At 45.7% G+C, this 15,934-nt stretch carries 10 protein-coding genes; 8 read left to right on the forward strand and 2 right to left on the reverse strand.

The features are described 5' to 3' along the window. Positions 1–4 precede the first annotated feature (4 nt). The 3 genes from AC3ITG_RS13960 to AC3ITG_RS13970 all read left to right on the forward strand — a co-directional run bounded on the left by AC3ITG_RS13960 (position 5) and on the right by AC3ITG_RS13970 (position 7,175). Positions 5–1,579, forward strand: a complete 1,575-nt coding sequence (locus AC3ITG_RS13960) for a response regulator transcription factor (RefSeq protein ID WP_489254072.1) — start codon at positions 5–7, stop codon at positions 1,577–1,579. Positions 1,580–1,582: 3 nt separating this feature from the next. Further along, positions 1,583–3,331, forward strand: coding sequence for a sensor histidine kinase (locus AC3ITG_RS13965; RefSeq protein ID WP_489254073.1), 1,749 nt, complete (start codon positions 1,583–1,585; stop codon positions 3,329–3,331). Between the two features lie 145 nt (positions 3,332–3,476). Then, positions 3,477–7,175 (forward strand): discoidin domain-containing protein, encoded by a 3,699-nt coding sequence (locus tag AC3ITG_RS13970; RefSeq protein WP_489254074.1) that lies wholly within the window; start codon positions 3,477–3,479, stop codon positions 7,173–7,175. A gap of 106 nt (positions 7,176–7,281) precedes the next feature. Here the strand turns inward: AC3ITG_RS13970 and AC3ITG_RS13975 are convergent, their stop codons facing one another. Continuing rightward, on the reverse strand, positions 7,282–8,250 hold the full coding sequence (locus AC3ITG_RS13975) for a bile acid:sodium symporter family protein (protein WP_063563531.1): 969 nt from the start codon (positions 8,248–8,250) through the stop codon (positions 7,282–7,284). Positions 8,251–8,391: 141 nt separating this feature from the next. On the opposite strand from AC3ITG_RS13975, the gene AC3ITG_RS13980 reads away from it, so the two are divergent. Then, positions 8,392–8,868, forward strand: coding sequence for a DUF6376 family protein (locus AC3ITG_RS13980; protein ID WP_064638739.1), 477 nt, complete (start codon positions 8,392–8,394; stop codon positions 8,866–8,868). A gap of 143 nt (positions 8,869–9,011) precedes the next feature. On the opposite strand, the gene AC3ITG_RS13985 is transcribed toward AC3ITG_RS13980, so the two are convergent. Next, positions 9,012–9,449, reverse strand: coding sequence for a MarR family winged helix-turn-helix transcriptional regulator (locus AC3ITG_RS13985; protein WP_489254462.1), 438 nt, complete (start codon positions 9,447–9,449; stop codon positions 9,012–9,014). Positions 9,450–9,661: 212 nt separating this feature from the next. Between AC3ITG_RS13985 and uvrA the strand changes: the two genes are divergently transcribed. From uvrA to AC3ITG_RS14005, 4 genes are all read left to right on the forward strand, one after another. Beyond that, positions 9,662–12,166 (forward strand): excinuclease ABC subunit UvrA, encoded by a 2,505-nt coding sequence (gene uvrA / locus AC3ITG_RS13990; protein ID WP_489254075.1) that lies wholly within the window; start codon positions 9,662–9,664, stop codon positions 12,164–12,166. Positions 12,167–12,193: 27 nt separating this feature from the next. Next, the gene (locus AC3ITG_RS13995; protein ID WP_489254076.1) at positions 12,194–13,723 is read left to right on the forward strand and encodes an MDR family MFS transporter; all 1,530 of its coding nucleotides are present in this window, start codon (positions 12,194–12,196) and stop codon (positions 13,721–13,723) included. A gap of 66 nt (positions 13,724–13,789) precedes the next feature. Next, complete coding sequence (locus AC3ITG_RS14000) at positions 13,790–14,545, forward strand: SDR family NAD(P)-dependent oxidoreductase (RefSeq protein WP_489254077.1); 756 nt, start codon at positions 13,790–13,792, stop codon at positions 14,543–14,545. A gap of 473 nt (positions 14,546–15,018) precedes the next feature. Next, positions 15,019–15,816, forward strand: a complete 798-nt coding sequence (locus AC3ITG_RS14005) for a sulfite exporter TauE/SafE family protein (protein ID WP_489254078.1) — start codon at positions 15,019–15,021, stop codon at positions 15,814–15,816. The last annotated feature ends 118 nt before the right edge of the window (positions 15,817–15,934 follow it).

The raw sequence follows: 15,934 nt of genomic DNA on the forward strand, positions 1-15,934 counted from the left end.
GATCATGTATAAAGCAGCGTTGGTCGATGACGAAAACTACGATCTGGTCGGTATGCGTGAGCTTATTCCCTGGGACGAACTTAATATTGAGATCGCTTTCATGGGAAACAAACCACTGGCCGCATTGCATTACCTTCAGAATCATGATGTGGATATTCTCGTTACCGATATTAAAATGCCCGTAATGTCTGGCTTGGAGCTTGCCCGAATGGCACTCCAGAAACAGCCGGAGCTTAAGATCATATTTATCAGCGGTTATGAGGACTTTGATTATGCGAAACAGGCTATTCATTTGAAAGCGGATGGATATATTCTGAAACCGGTGGATGACGATGAAATTAAGACAACTCTGCAAAAAATCGTTCATGTTCTGAAAGAAGAGAATGCCAGATTGGAGACAAAAAACGGGAGCAATGCACTTGAACATTTTGATTTTGTGAAACAGGATTTTTTGAAGCATCTCATGGAAGGCAGTATTGATGCGCCGACCCTGAAGTCCTTCACCCGGCTTTATCCGCTTCCCCCACGAACGGAGACGGCCCATGCCGTTATTATAGAAATGGATCATATGCAGCACTTGTTCACAGATGAAGAATATGAACGATGGCATGAGCTGACTTTCCGCCAAATTACGTCCTGGATTGAAACCAAAAATTGGGGAGCGTGGTGCCGGTTATCTACGGACCGAATTGGACTCATGTATTCCCATGACGCTGGGGATATAGAATTGAATCTGAACGAACTTATCCATTACATACGTGATCGCTCCCGCTTTACCATTACGGCCAGCTTTGGACAAAAAACGAGTCGGGTTACCGAGCTGCCGGTATCCTTTGATGAAGCGCGAAATTTAATCGGCTGCAAAATGTTTCTTGGTAAAAATCGACTTATCTCTCCGGGGGAGATACATATTCCACTTGTAAGAGATGTACTGGACGTAAATAGTCAGCTGGATCGGCTATTTACAGCGATGTCCACGTATGATCTCGTCACTATCTGTGATGCCGTCGAGGAGCTGTTTGAACATGTGCGAGCCTTTTCTGATTCGTCTAAAGTACACCATTTCTCTACTCACGTTCTGTCACGGCTCGAAGGATATTTGAATGCAGAGGCACAACATAATTTTCCTCACTTTGCGAGGTGGAAAGCGGAAGGGTTTGAGACTGTTCAGCAGTTCGATACGGTGGATGATATTAAATCTTGGCTAAGACGAACTGTGTTCGAATGGTCGGAACATATCTATTTGCGCAAGCAAACGTCCAATTGGAAGTTATTCTCCGATATTGAACATTATGTTGGGCAGCGTCTGTCACAAGACGTAACTCTAAAGGATCTGGCTGCCCATTTCTCGTATTCTCCGAATCACCTTGGATTTCTGTTCAAGGATAAGGTGGGGAAAAATTTCAGTGATTATGTTGCCGCCCGGCGGCTTGAACATGCCAGACATCTGCTGCAGTCCACCAATCTCAAAATCTATGAAATCGCCGATCAGGTTGGTTATCGAAGTCTCACCTATTTCAGCCGATTGTTCAGAGAAACCTTTGGCATGAAGCCCGGCGATTTCAGAAAGCAGAGTTGATGCATGATAAAACACAGCAATCGACGACGCTTCCTGCCCATTTTATATAAATTACTCATATCCAATCTCGCACTTGTAATTATTCCAATTATAGTAATTGGTTGCTATGCCTATATATCCTCAGCACGTTCTGTGGAGGAACATACACGAAATAACCTTGAAGTAGCAGTGAGTCAGATTCAGAGCAATGTGGAATACAGGGTAGGGGAGATTATTCGCAGTTCGGATGAAATCTATCAGGATCAGGGGTTATCTACGTTGCTTTCGGGCTATTATCTGGACTGGGAGAAGTATCAGGTGACAACGCAATATGTGATGCCAAGACTTGAATCTGCTACCAATCTGCCCAAATCCAAAATCAAGCTCTCTCTGTATTTGCATGCACCTACCATCAGCGAATTTTACTACAATGAAACGGAGCAATCGCTGATCGCTGGAGAAAGACAGTATGAGATTCTGCATACCAGCCGGATTGTGGATAAGGCATGGTATCAGAATCTGCGCATAGGTTACGACGAAATGAAGTGGCAGCAAATCGAGAACGATGCCGAGTACGGATATATCTCTTTGTTAAGACATGCCATTAATTACGAAACGTTTCAGTCCATTGGCCTTATACGGGCTTCAGTTAAGTTGAAAGATATTTTTGAAGATGTTGACTTCAATCAATTAGGGGAAGGGACGAAGTTGTTTGTACTCGATCAGGATGAACAACTCCTCTATTCGAGTTCGCCTGGCGGTTCCCTGCCATATACTGCCGAGGAATTGAATGAATCCCGTGATTATCTGAAAATCTCCAAACCGATTCACAATATTCCTGTTCAGATCGTTGCGCTGGTCCCCAATGCATCCTTTAAGGACAATTCTCAGAAAGTTCGGAATGTGACCATCATCATATGTGTTATCAGCATTCTTGTCATGACCCTTGTCAGTTTCATTATGGCACGTATGTTCTCCAGCCGCCTCTCCAAACTCGTAGTATCGCTTGAAGCTTTCAAAGAAGGGGAATTACAACGGCGAATTCAATATACGGGCAATGATGAGTTTGCCATTATTGCGGAGTCCTTTAACGAAATGGCTTCCACTACAGAGCAATTGATTGATGAAGTCTATACGAGCAAGCTGGAGAAGAAGGAAGCAGAGCTGCAAATTTTGCATTCAAAAATAAACCCTCACTTTTTATACAACACGTTTTCTTCGATTAGCCGCATGGCAAAGCTTGGGGAAATTGATAAGCTGCATGAGATGATTCGTGCACTGGCGAAGTTTTATCGTCTTACCCTAAACAAGGGAGAAATGCTGATTCAAGTCGAGAAAGAGCTTCACATTGTTAGAACGTATCTTGATATTCAAAATATTAAATATGCAGAACGAATTCATTATCAGTTGGAGGCTGAGCCGGAAACATTAGGGCTGGAAACAGTTAAATTCATACTGCAGCCATTTGTAGAAAACGTGCTGGAACATGCCTGGTATGACGATGAGATCGAGATTCATATTAAGGTAAAGAAGCATGCAGAACATGTACACATTGAGGTGCACGATAATGGACTTGGGATGAAACAGGAGATTATAGACGCGATTTTCACCGAAGGAGCAGGCGGTATAGGATACGGAATACGGAACGTGGACCAGAGAATCAAACTTCATTATGGCAAGGAATATGGCGTGAGTATTCGTAGTGAAGTGGGAACAGGTACGGTAGTTACGATTGTTTTTCCGGTAAAGTCTCCAACTTCCAGGCAGGAGTAGTTCGGTGCAAAGTTACATTTATCGTTGCACGGTATAGTATTTTTTGTAAGCGTATCCAAATTAAAATGAGAAGGAGCCGATACATCTCTATATTTCACATCATGACTTCGGTACCTATCACCCAATGAAGGGGGTATTTTAAGACATGGCATCAAGAAGCAAAAGAAGAGCATTTGCTGGCAAAGGATTGGCGCTTGCATTGATCGCTGCATTATTTACCACCATGTTTCCGGGCTTTGTCCCATCCAAAGCTCAGGCTGAGCCTGCATCCTATCTATTGTCTAGCAATAGACCAGCTTATGCTTCATCAACTGAAGGGAATAATACGGCGAATCTCGCAGTTGACGGTTCCAGTGGAACGAGATGGTCAAGTGCCTGGGGCAAAGATCCGCAGTGGCTGTATGTAGATCTGGGTGACACTGCTGCGATTGACAAAGTACGCATCCAATGGGAGGGAGCATATGCCAAGGCGTATCAGATTCAGGTTTCAACCGATGAAGTGAACTGGACTGACATCTACAATACGGCAACAGGCAATGGTGGGACTGATGAGCTTACCGTTAATGGAAGCGGCCGCTACGTACGTGTATTAGGGACAGAAAGAGCTCTCGCGAATTATGGCTACTCCATCATTGAATTGGAAGTGTACGGAACGGGTGGAACCGGTGTACCACCTGTTACATATGGACCGGATGCAGCCCGGGGTAAGAAAGTTACCGTCTCTTCCTATGAACAATCCGATTATCTGCCCCCTGGGGCGACACTTCCGGAGAATGCAGTCGATGGGAATTCTTCTACTCGATGGGGTTCAAATCATACGGATGACGAATGGATCTATGTGGATTTGGGCAACAAGCGGAACATTGGAAGAGTGGTTCTGAACTGGGAAGGGGCAGCAGGACGTGCCTTTGATCTGCAAGTCTCCGATGATGCCAATGCCTGGACCACCGTGTACCGGGAGCTGCATGGCAATGGAGGGAAGCAGGATATTTCGATGTATGCTTCAGGTCGTTATGTCAAAATGCAAGGCATCGGAAGAGCGACCAATTTTGGTTACTCCCTGTTTGATTTTGAAGTATACGACTATGTAGAAGGAACGCCGAAGCCATCCTACCCTATTCCTGAATTGCCAAGTCCCAGCACGGTTCAGGTAGGAAAGGGCAGTTATCTAACGAATGACATCCGTATGCCACAGCCCAAATACCCGACTTATAAAACGGATAACGTTCAGGCGCCTATCGCGTCCAATGACTGGTGGCAATCCCTGCTTATTAAGCCGCTCAGCGATTCTATTATTACACTGCCACTCAAATCCAAGTTCTACCCCCAAGGGCTCGGCCTCTTGAACCCAGGGGAAGGATGGATTAATGGAGATGGAAGTGCAGTGAACGCAGACGGCAACCCGGACCTGTATTTTATGTCCACCAATATTAATGCCAAGAATATGGAAACCCGAGTAAGCGGGTACAGTGACTATGCGGTAGATGCGATTCTGAGTGATGATGCTTCGGCGAAAATGAAAACGACCTTTGTAAAGGGTTCCCCTTACGTATTTATGGAATTCAACAATCCTGATACAGCCGAAATCTTCTCTTCGCTCATTACCAAAGTTGTAAATGGAAATGGAGAGACCGTATTGCAATCGGATGGTGATACGTTTACGGGGGATCACATTGGCATTCAATTGGAGAATCAAAGTGGTGATCCGGCAGGGCAAAAAGAGGAACGGTACTACGGAATTTTTGCGCCGGAAGGTACCGTATTCAAAAAAGCGGGAGCCAAGATCAAACTCCAGCTTGGAGGCGGAAAAGGTTATCTATCTGCAGCCACAATGCCGTCTTTAACAGATCTGAATCAATTCCATGAGCACGCTTATGCCTTTGTAACGAACACAGAGGTTACTTACAACTATAACGAGCAAACGTCTACCGTTACGACCAACTTCAAAGCCGAGACCGAAGTGAAGCGCCCAGGGTTCTCAGCGAACACATTGCAGGCCCTGTATCCACATCAATGGAAAATTACGAATTCTCCACTTACATCGCTCACATATCCGTCCATACGTGGAACGTTGAAAGTGCGGGAAGGTAACCAGTTTACCGTGGAGGATCATTTCTATGGCATGGTTCCCCAGTTCACGGAACCTACCAATGCGGAATACAACCGAGAAGAGATGGTAGCCTATCTTGAAATGCTCAAAACGGAGACAGACAACAATCTGATGGCTGCTGACGCTTACTGGCAAGGCAAAAAACTTCATCCTCTTGCCATGGGTGTACTTGCAGCGAACGAAATGGGTGAGACCGTATACCGTGACCTGTTCCTTTCCCGCATGAAAGAGATTCTGGTCGATTGGTATACGTACACAGAAGGTGAACCTGATTATTTCCTCTATTACAATGATGATTGGGGAACGATGTACTACAAGACAAGTGAGTTTGGTGCAAACTATGGAATTACTGATCATCATTTCACTTATGGGTATTATGTGTTTGCATCAGCGGTGCTGGCTACCTTTGATAAGCAGTTCCGGGCAGATTATGGCGATATGGTGGATCATCTTATTCGGGATTATGGCAATCCGTCCAAGAACGATCCGTTGTATCCGTCTTTCCGCAGTTTTGATCCTTATCAGGGCCATTCCTGGGCAGGAGGCTATGCAGATAATGATAGTGGCAACAATCAGGAAGCTGCTGGGGAATCCCTCTTTGGCTGGGTAGGGCAGTATATGTGGAGCTTGTTAACCAAGGATCTGGATTTCCGGGATGCTGCGATTTACGGATTCACAACTGAACTGAAGGCAATTGAGCAATACTGGTTCAACTATGATGGGGATAACTGGCTCGATGAGTGGAAACACGCTTCTGTAGGGCAAGTCTATGGAAGTTCGTACTTCTTTGGTACCTTCTTTAGCGGTGAACCGGTTCATATTTATGGTATCCACTGGCTGCCAACCAGTGAATATCTGACCAGTTATGGTTTGGACAAAACGAAGGCTGCTGGCTTGTATAACGGATTTGTTGCCGATAATGGTGGACCTGAACGAGAATGGCAGCATATTGTATGGCCTATTCAGGCACTAAGTGATCCGGCTGCAGTGCTTGCCAAGTGGAATGCTTCATCTATGCAAAAAAATGAAATTTTTAATACGTACTGGTTCGTAAACAGTATGGCAACACTTGGTGAACGGACGAAAGACATCTGGGCCACCGGATGGAGCGGTGCAACCGTCTACAAGAAAAATGGAACGTATACTGCACAAATCTGGAATCCGACAGATGAGAGTGTAACGGTCACTTTCAAAAATGCATCCGGTACCACTGGAAAAGCTGTTGTTGGGCCTAAGTCTCTGGTACGTGTCGATCCAACCCAAAATACCGAAGTTTCTGATTCATGGATTCCCTGGAACGGAGAAAACGGAGGAAATGAAGGTGGGGGAGATGGAGGGGATACGAATGTTAACTTTGCACTTAACAAAAATGTAACCGTTTCTTCAACGGAAGATCCTTTTGTTGGCACAAATGTGGTCGATGGCAATCCCGAGACACGTTGGAGTTCCGGATTTGGAGATACGCCGGAGACGATTACGATTGATCTGGGAGAGGTCAAGCAAGTAAAACGCATCAAGCTGAATTGGGAAGCAGCTTATGCTACCGCCTATCGCATTGACGTATCGGAAGATGGTACCGTTTGGAAGGAAGTGTATCATACGCAAGAGGGTAAAGGTGGCCTGGAAGAACTTGCAGTGAACGGAAAAGGCAAATATGTGCGACTCACGGGTGAGAAAAGAGCCACCCCATATGGATATTCACTCTACGAAGTAGAAGTGTACGGTAGAGATTAGAGTTTCATCATGTTCTAGACATGGGAACAGCAGATCAGTATATTCTGATCTGCTGTTTGTGTTTAGAGCATATTAAGATAAAACGGTACAATTGGCGGATTCGCATTCAGGCTGCAGACGTCTTATCAGCATTGTGAAGAGTCTGCGAGCGGCGCCCAAGCAGGTATCCTGCAAGCGAGGCCAACATCTGCTGAAATACCATGCCGAGTACAACTGGGACGGCAACCGGTGGAGGGAAATACGATACAGCAAGCACCGCTCCCGCACTAATATTGCGCATGCCACCGTTGAACACAAGTGCGACCTGATCGGCTTCATTCCAACCGAGTAATCGGGCAACGAAGTAACTTAGAGCATATCCAAATGAGGCCAGGAAAATAATGATGGCTGCTAGACCAGCGAGCTGCCAGTTAAAGTCAGCCAAATAGGGGGCAACAACAGAGCCATTAATCGCGACAACCGCTGCCATGAACAGTTTGGAGAACGGATTCAGTCTGGGCCCCCAGACCGGAACAATGGCCCCTTTGGTCCATTCATTCAAAAGCATCCCGAGCAAGGAGGGAACAACGATCATCCAGAATAGGCTGCTCATCATGGCTGCTATATCCAGCGATACGCTAGTGCCAATCAACAAGGATAACACACCGGGTACCACGAAAGGAGCAAGCATGGTGTCAATCAGGATAATCGACAGCGTTAGAGCGATATTGCCCCGGTAGATGCTAACCCAGATAAAGCTGCTCACACCTGTCGGAATAACGGCAGCCAGAACAAGGCCCGTTATCGTGTAGGCATCCGTTGGGAAGACCAGGTGACCCATGCCCAGAGCAATCAGAGGCATCGCCAGATGCAAAATAAACAGACAGACAAACAGTGGAAAAGGCTTCTTCAGCACGTTCACAAAATCCCGGATCCCGAGACTGATGCTTCCGGCAAACGTCATGAACGCAAAAAGCCATGGCGACAAAAAGGTATAAGAAGAAAGAAGACTCCCGCAAAGAACGCCAATAATAATGCTGATTGGGGTAATCAGTGGCATGATGCGGTTCAAGCGTACATTTAAGGCCTGAAGCATATTCATGACATCCCTTTACCGTATGATTCCTTTATTATACATGTTAATAACGCTGAATGCAGACCCATTTGCAATGAAGCATGTTGAGCAGGTATCATAAATCTGGAAGAAACACTTCAATATGAAGAAGGGGAGATGGTCATGATTAAACGGAAAAGAAAGCACACATTGATGATGGCAGGCCTCATTGCGTCAAGTATTCTTGTGATATCCGCCTGTTCAGTTGTAGAACAAGCGAATCAAAGTTTGAATTACGTTAGTGGGGCTACTGATTATATAGAGCAAGTATCGAACGCCGGAGCCGATCTGCAAGAACTCGCATCAGGAGCGGTGAGTAACCCTGAAATAACAACTCAGGTACAGGAGAAAATAGATCAGATTCAGGCGGAAGCCAGCGAATTCTCTCAGCTGACAGCACCAGCGATAGGGGAAAGCATTCACGAAAATCTGGTCAGTTACAACAATCAATTAACCGAAGTTGTGGGTCAATTTGAGAACACCCTTGCAGAGCATGGTTTTACGGCAGAAAACTGGGAGAAGACAGGGATTCCCGAATTGATCACCAATATTAATGGTTTAAAAGATCCTTTAAGCGGGCTTGGAATCGAAGCCAATTAAGATTTAAATCAGGATAGGCCTTGAGCAAAAGCGGCTTCATGCCCAAAAAGGACGATATACCGGAGTGATTTTGATCACTTGCGGATATCGTCCTTTTTGTTTTTCAAATATAACTCACATTTTTTACAAAATATAAACATGGATCACGATGATGATTTGCCACGAATTTTGGAGCTTAGATCTTCAATCTGTCCATCCAGAACATTTCCTGCTTTACTCAGAAACCCTGTAATAATCTCCAGCTCTTCCTCTGTGTATGTGGAAGCCAGATTAACCATAGCTGCGTGAAGGGTGAGGTACGTGCTACTGACCTCTTCCTTGTTTTCGTACAAAGGCACAATGATGACTTTACGGCGGTCATTGGGGTCATTTTCCCGACGGACAAAGCCGTTCTTCTCAAGCCTGTCAATTAATGTCGTGACACTTCCTGTGGCCAGACCGGTAAGTTTTGACAGCTCCCCTGCAGTGATTGGACCTTTCTCGCGCAGGATATCCACGGATATGAAATCGTTATTGTACAAGCCCAAAGAGGCAGCCACATGCTGCTGATATAAAACGGTTCGGGTACCTAGGCTCCGCATTCGTAACGTAAAATTCTCCTGTAATTCGGTAGGTTGTTGTTGTTGTTGATCTCTTGACAAAAGATAACCCTCCTCTTAAGATGACATATATCTTGATTATCGAGATATTAGATAAACGAGATAATAAATTTTGGAGATACTAGATTGACGTATGATTAATTTCAACTTATTTTAACGAACTCTGTACTTATTTGCAAAGGGGACGATCGATTTTGAGAGACACAATGATGATTAAAGGTGCACGGGAGAATAACCTGAAGAATATTTCACTTTCGATTCCGAAGTATAAGCTGGTTGTTCTAACGGGTCCGTCCGGCTCCGGCAAATCCACGCTGGCAATGGATACCCTTCAGCGAGAATGCCAGAGACAATACATGGAATCGATGGGATTAACATCGGATTCGATCAGCAAACCAAAAGTGGAGTCCATCACAGGTCTTTCTCCATCCATCAGCGTAGGACAGCACATTACTAATCGGAATCCACGCTCAACAGTAGGAACAGTGACAGACATTTACACTTACGTTCGTTTCATTTTTTCCAGACTTGGGGAGCGTATATGTCCATCCTGTAATGGCACCATATCACCATCGTGGGAAGCGGCTGGTCATTTAACCGAGGAAGACGAATACATGGGTCATCAGACTATACATTGTCCACATTGCAATGCCGTGCTTGAGAAGTGGGGCATGTCACACTTTTCGTTCAACAAACCGGAGGGTGCTTGTGATGTATGTAGTGGGCTTGGTCATGTGGCATCAATCAACGAAGCGGCTGTATTCAATCCTGAGCTTAGTGTGCGGGATGGAGGTGTTGCTTCGTTAAATGGTGTGCATCGGGATATCCAGATCCGAATTCTGGTTGCAGCTGGACAGCATTTTGGATTCGGATTCGATCCGGATCGTCCATTGAAGGACCTTGGTGAAATCGAGCGCGATTTGCTGTACTACGGCGTCGAGAGCGAAGCGTTTAAGCAGCATTACCCTAATATCAAGCCCATTCAGGGAACCAAGTTCGAAGGTGTGATCCCCGGATTGTGGAGACGATATAAAGAAAAGGAAGGAGAAGGTGGCGGAACGGAAAAAGACGGACGTTTTTTTCATCAACAACAGTGTCCTGAATGTCAGGGTGCTCGTTTGAAAAAAGAAATTCTTTTGGTAAGCGTAGCTGGCGCATCCATCTCCGACGTAACCAACTGGTCATTCAGTAAAGTGCTGGAATGGACGGTAGGCCTACAAGAAGTGATCTCACCCGAGGCACATCACCTGCTTGATCCAATCCTTCATGATCTGCCCACCAAGTTGAAACGCATTATGGATGTTGGACTTGGCTATCTCTCCATGGATCGTCAGACCGTAACTTTATCTGGTGGTGAAGCTCAGCGATTACGACTTGCATCGCTTCTAGGCTCTGGTTTAACGGGCGTATTGTATATTCTGGACGAACCGACGACAGGGCTTCATCCGAAAGATACCATTGGCCTGATTCGCGTACTTCAGGAGCTTCGTGATCTGGGCAATACGATCCTCGTCATTGAACACGATATTGAGATGATGCGTGCTGCTGATCATGTGATCGACATTGGACCTGGTGCTGGAGTCAATGGAGGGATGGTTGTTGGTGAAGGGAGCCTGGAGGATTTAATGGCAAGTGAGCTTTCGGTTACGGGAGCTTATCTGAGAAATGAATCTGTGGCTAGTCCTTCTTATAACCGAAGAACAGGTACGGGGCAGCATCTTGCCATTCGGGGAGCGCATTTGCGCAACATTGATATTCCGGTTGTATCTTTTCCATTAGGCACGCTGATCTCCGTAACGGGTGTTTCAGGGTCCGGCAAATCTACGCTTGTATTTGATATCCTCGCACAGGGAATGGAATCACTTCAGAAACCATCAGGTTGTGAAGAGATAACAGGGTTGGAGAACGTAGGTGATATCGTTATTTTTGACCAAACGCCAATGGGCAGAATGCAACGGTCGAATGTTGCCACCTACACAGATGTATTTACGCACCTGCGCCAACTGTTCGCTGGTTTGCCAGATGCCAAGGCACGAAAGCTTACTGCGAAGCATTTCTCGTTCAATATACCCGGAGGGCGCTGTGAAACCTGTCAAGGCCTGGGAGTGTTGTCTGTGGACATGAACTTCCTGCCTGATCTGGAGGTAACTTGTCATGACTGTAAGGGCAGACGATTCATGGATGAGGTGTTACAGGTTCAATACGAAGGATTCTCGATATCCGATGTACTGAATATGTCAGTAGCCGAAAGTCTGCCTGTCCTGAAAAGTCAGACCAAAATCGCCGATCTCGTCGAGATGTTGTGTGAAGTTGGACTTGGTTATCTCCAATGGGGGCAATCCGTCAAAACATTGTCAGGCGGTGAGGGTCAACGGATCAGGCTGGCAAAAGAGCTGAGTAAAAAGACCAAAAAACACACGCTCTATCTATTGGATGAGCCAACAACCGGCCTTCATCCGTCAGACATCAAGCAACTCCATATTTTGCTGGATAAGCTGGTTGAGTCGGGGAATACCGTTGTCGTTGTAGAGCACAGTCTGGAATTGATTCGGGAATCCGATTGGGTTATTGACATTGGCCCAGAAGGTGGCGCAGCGGGTGGTGAGCTAGTAGCCGAAGGCACGCCGGAGCAGGTGGCGGAGGTCAGAGCCTCCCATACAGGACAATTTTTGAAGCGTATATTAGCCGAGGGGCTTTAATCAGAATGGATAAGGGGAAAAATAATCATGGTAAAAAGCAATAAATTAGGCGTTATTCTTGCAGGCTTGCTGCTTGCCATTCTCATGGCTTCGATGGATAACACCATCGTAGCCACTGCAATTGGTACCATTGTGGGTGATCTTGGCGGATTTGATAAATTAATGTGGGTCACCTCTGCCTATATGGTTGCGGAGATGGCGGGTATGCCGATCTTCGGTAAACTATCGGATATGTATGGCCGCAAGCGATTTTTCATTTTTGGAATCATTGTATTTATGATTGGTTCTGCATTGTGCGGGACAGCGGATTCTATCATTCAGCTCAGCATTTATCGTGCGATTCAAGGAATCGGCGGCGGAGCGTTGATGCCGATCGCATTTACCATTATGTTCGATGTCGTTCCCGCAGACAAACGGGGTAAAGTGGGGGGACTATTTGGTGCAGTCTTTGGTTTATCCAGTATTTTCGGACCACTTCTCGGAGCCTATCTCACTGATTACATTCATTGGTCCTGGATTTTCTATATCAACCTGCCACTTGGTCTGATCGCCTTTGTCATGATTGCATTCTTCTATAAAGAATCCGTAGAGCATTCCAAACAGAAAATTGACTATTTTGGCGCATTCACACTGGTAGCTTCCATCGTGTGTCTCATGTTTGCACTTGAACTTGGAGGCAAGGAATATGCCTGGAATTCCAGTATGATCGTGGGTTTGTTTGCCTCGTTCGCCGTGCTGATAACTGCATTTGTGTTCATAGAGCGGCGTGTGGCAGAACCAATTATTACATTCAGCATGTTCAAAAACCGGCTGTACTCCACCAGCAATCTAATGGCTATATTTAGCGGTGCAGCCTTTATTACAGCTTCCATCTATATCCCCATTTATGTTCAGGGCGTACTTGGTGGATCAGCTACCAACTCCGGTCTGGTTCTGCTGCCGATGATGCTTGGATCAGTTGTAACAGCTGCGGGTGGAGGAGCCATGCTTACCAAGCTCAGATACCGCTCCATCATGTTACCCACACTTGCGCTGCTGGTCATTGGTATCGCCTTGCTGACAACGTTAACGACGGATTCCTCCCGATTTATGGTGACCATTTTCATGATTCTGGTTGGTCTGGGCATTGGGTCTTCGTTCTCTGTATTGAGCAATGCAGCCATTCACGGTTTCTCAGCAAGACAGCGCGGTTCTGCCAGCTCAACCCTTAACTTCAATAGGGAACTCGGTATGACGTTGGGAATTACGGTATTTGGTATCGTACAGAGTCACGTATTTGCGAGTAAATTGGTTTCCTTCTTTGGAAATAGTAATGGTAGTGAGCAGGGTGGTGGCGTGAATCTGAGTGATCCTAGCTTAGTCCTAAAACCGGACACTCGTGCTGATATTCCTGCGCCAATGTTGGATAAGATTACAGAAGCATTGTCCTCATCCATCGTTCATACGTTTGCCTGGGCCATCATTCCGGCCGTTATTGCTCTATTGGCTGCTTGGTTTATGAGTAAGGAAAAATTTGACCCTGCATCCGAGTCAGATGAATATTTAGCTTCACACTAGCAAGACTATGTAATGGATTTGTGTGCACGATATGACAATATGTTCTTATCAAAGGAGACCTACGTTATGTCTGAACAAAATGGAAAAGTAATCATTATCACCGGCGGAGCGAGTGGTATTGGTAAAGAAACAGCGCTTCAGCTTTCGGATCTGGGTGCAACGATTGTCATAGCAGACTATAACGAAGAGGGTGCCAAAAAGCTTGCATCGGAGATTGAAGCAGGTGGCGGCACAGCCGGGGCATACAAAGTGGACGTGTCCAAAGGAGATGAGATCAAAGCTCTGATCGACTGGACCGTAGAGAAATACGGAACATTGAGCGGTATTTTCAACAACGCGGGTATTGGACTCGTGAAGCCATTTCTGGAGATGGACCCGGAATCCTATCACAGAGTAATCGATGTTGACCAACACAGTGTGTATTACGGCATGTATTATGGCGCCAAGAAAATGGTTGAACTGAATGTACAGGGTACCATTGTAAATACAGCTTCGATCTATGGCAGTATTGCTGCGGTGGGAAGCTTTAACTACAATGCAGCCAAGGCAGCTGTCGTGATGATGTCCAAATCCGGTGCTTTGGAACTTGCCGAGCATGGCATTCGTGTGGTTGGTGTAGCGCCAGGCTTTATTGAGACACCGATTTTGGGTGATGACAGAGCGATGAAGGATGCGCTTGCCACCCAACATATGCGCGGAGAGCTCATTCAACCGGAGAAAGTTGCGAGTGTTGTAGCCTTCCTGTTCAGTGACGCTGCCAGTGCAGTGAATGGTACAACGGTTGCAGTAGATGATGGATTCCTCAGCTTCAAAACAAAATAAGATTTGGACAGTAAGGTAGTGCAGTCCGTCTCTGAAAAATAAAAGAAAAAACGGTGCAGAACGAATAAATCGTTCTGCACCGTTTTTTTGCAATCAATATAAGAAGAGTATTTATTATGAAAATAATTCTATATAGTCATCCCGGGAGTTCAGAGATCATGATACAATAAGCAGGCATGCGTCTTTTATCATTTTGTGGTGTCATAGACAATACGCACACCTAGAGAGCCATAGCTCTCTTCTTTGTAGTGACATTGGGAGCATGTTTTTGTAGCGCATAACGCATCACTGTGAAATTGTAATTTTTCGTTGCACTGCGGGCATTTATTTTCAAAAAGAGTCTTCAACACGTTAAACATGCTTAATCACTCATTTCGGATTAATTTACTTGGTTTTTATTATAGCCGATTATTTTAACTGCGTATACTGTTTTTTGCATCATTTTTTACACCGCAAGAAAGGAAGAAAAACCGATGGATACTCTGCTTTTTGTCATCATGTTTATACTGGGTCTGGTCGGTTCCTTCTTCTCCGGTTTGTTGGGTATAGGTGGAGCCATAATTAATTACCCGCTGTTGTTGTATGTACCTTCTCTCATGGGGCTGGAACCGTTCTCGGCACATGAGGTGTCGTCGATCAGCATGTTTCAGGTGTTTTTTGCCTCGCTCGCTGGTGTGATTGCCTACCTTAGAAGAGCAGGGAACGGAAAAAAGAGCGAAGTTCTCATTCATAAAGGTCTGGTGGCTTACATGGGCTCCAGTATTCTGGTCGGCAGCCTGATTGGCGGCTTCATATCCGGTCACCTGAATGGAGAAGTCATCAATCTGATCTATGGCATTCTGGCCATTATCGCAATTGTACTTATGCTGATTCCCGGTAAGGGAACAGAAGGCTCGGCTGAACAGGTGACATTTAACACATATGTTGCGGCGGGATCGGCTTTTGCCGTAGGGATCGTGTCGGGAATTGTCGGTGCGGGTGGTGCTTTTATATTGATTCCGATCATGCTCACCGTGCTTAAGATCCCTACCCGGACGACCATTGCTTCTTCGCTTGCGATTGTATTCATCTCCGCCATTGGTGGGGTGGTGGGAAAAATTCTGGGTGGGGACATTCCGTTGGAGCCCATCATTTATACGGTTATCGGGAGTCTGCTTGGTGCTTCACTTGGTTCCAAAGTGAGTTCAATGATTAATGTGAGACTTCTTAGGTACGGACTGATGGTTCTTATCGCCATTACAGCAGTGAAGGTATGGTCTTCGATTTTGTAAAACCACACAGGATTGAAGCGTCCATGACGATTTCGTAACCAAACGGATGGAATGCCGTATAAAGGTTATGAACATGAGCTGGCGAATTTGTTGTTGCATGAATTCACATCAGTTTTCG

It is taken from the genome of Paenibacillus sp. GL_099_B, assembly GCF_057835695.1.

Bases quoted from the DNA above. Each gene is read 5' to 3' on its own strand.
- AC3ITG_RS13995 (WP_489254076.1), top strand. From the start codon at position 12,194: ATGGTAAAAAGCAATAAATTAGGCGTTATTCTTGCAGGCTTGCTGCTT.
- AC3ITG_RS13975 (WP_063563531.1), bottom strand. From the start codon at position 8,250: ATGCTTCAGGCCTTAAATGTACGCTTGAACCGCATCATGCCACTGATT.
- AC3ITG_RS13960 (WP_489254072.1), top strand. From the start codon at position 5: ATGTATAAAGCAGCGTTGGTCGATGACGAAAACTACGATCTGGTCGGT.
- AC3ITG_RS13980 (WP_064638739.1), top strand. From the start codon at position 8,392: ATGATTAAACGGAAAAGAAAGCACACATTGATGATGGCAGGCCTCATT.
- AC3ITG_RS14000 (WP_489254077.1), top strand. From the start codon at position 13,790: ATGTCTGAACAAAATGGAAAAGTAATCATTATCACCGGCGGAGCGAGT.
- AC3ITG_RS13970 (WP_489254074.1), top strand. From the start codon at position 3,477: ATGGCATCAAGAAGCAAAAGAAGAGCATTTGCTGGCAAAGGATTGGCG.
- AC3ITG_RS13965 (WP_489254073.1), top strand. From the start codon at position 1,583: ATGATAAAACACAGCAATCGACGACGCTTCCTGCCCATTTTATATAAA.
- AC3ITG_RS14005 (WP_489254078.1), top strand. From the start codon at position 15,019: ATGGATACTCTGCTTTTTGTCATCATGTTTATACTGGGTCTGGTCGGT.
- AC3ITG_RS13985 (WP_489254462.1), bottom strand. From the start codon at position 9,449: ATGCGGAGCCTAGGTACCCGAACCGTTTTATATCAGCAGCATGTGGCT.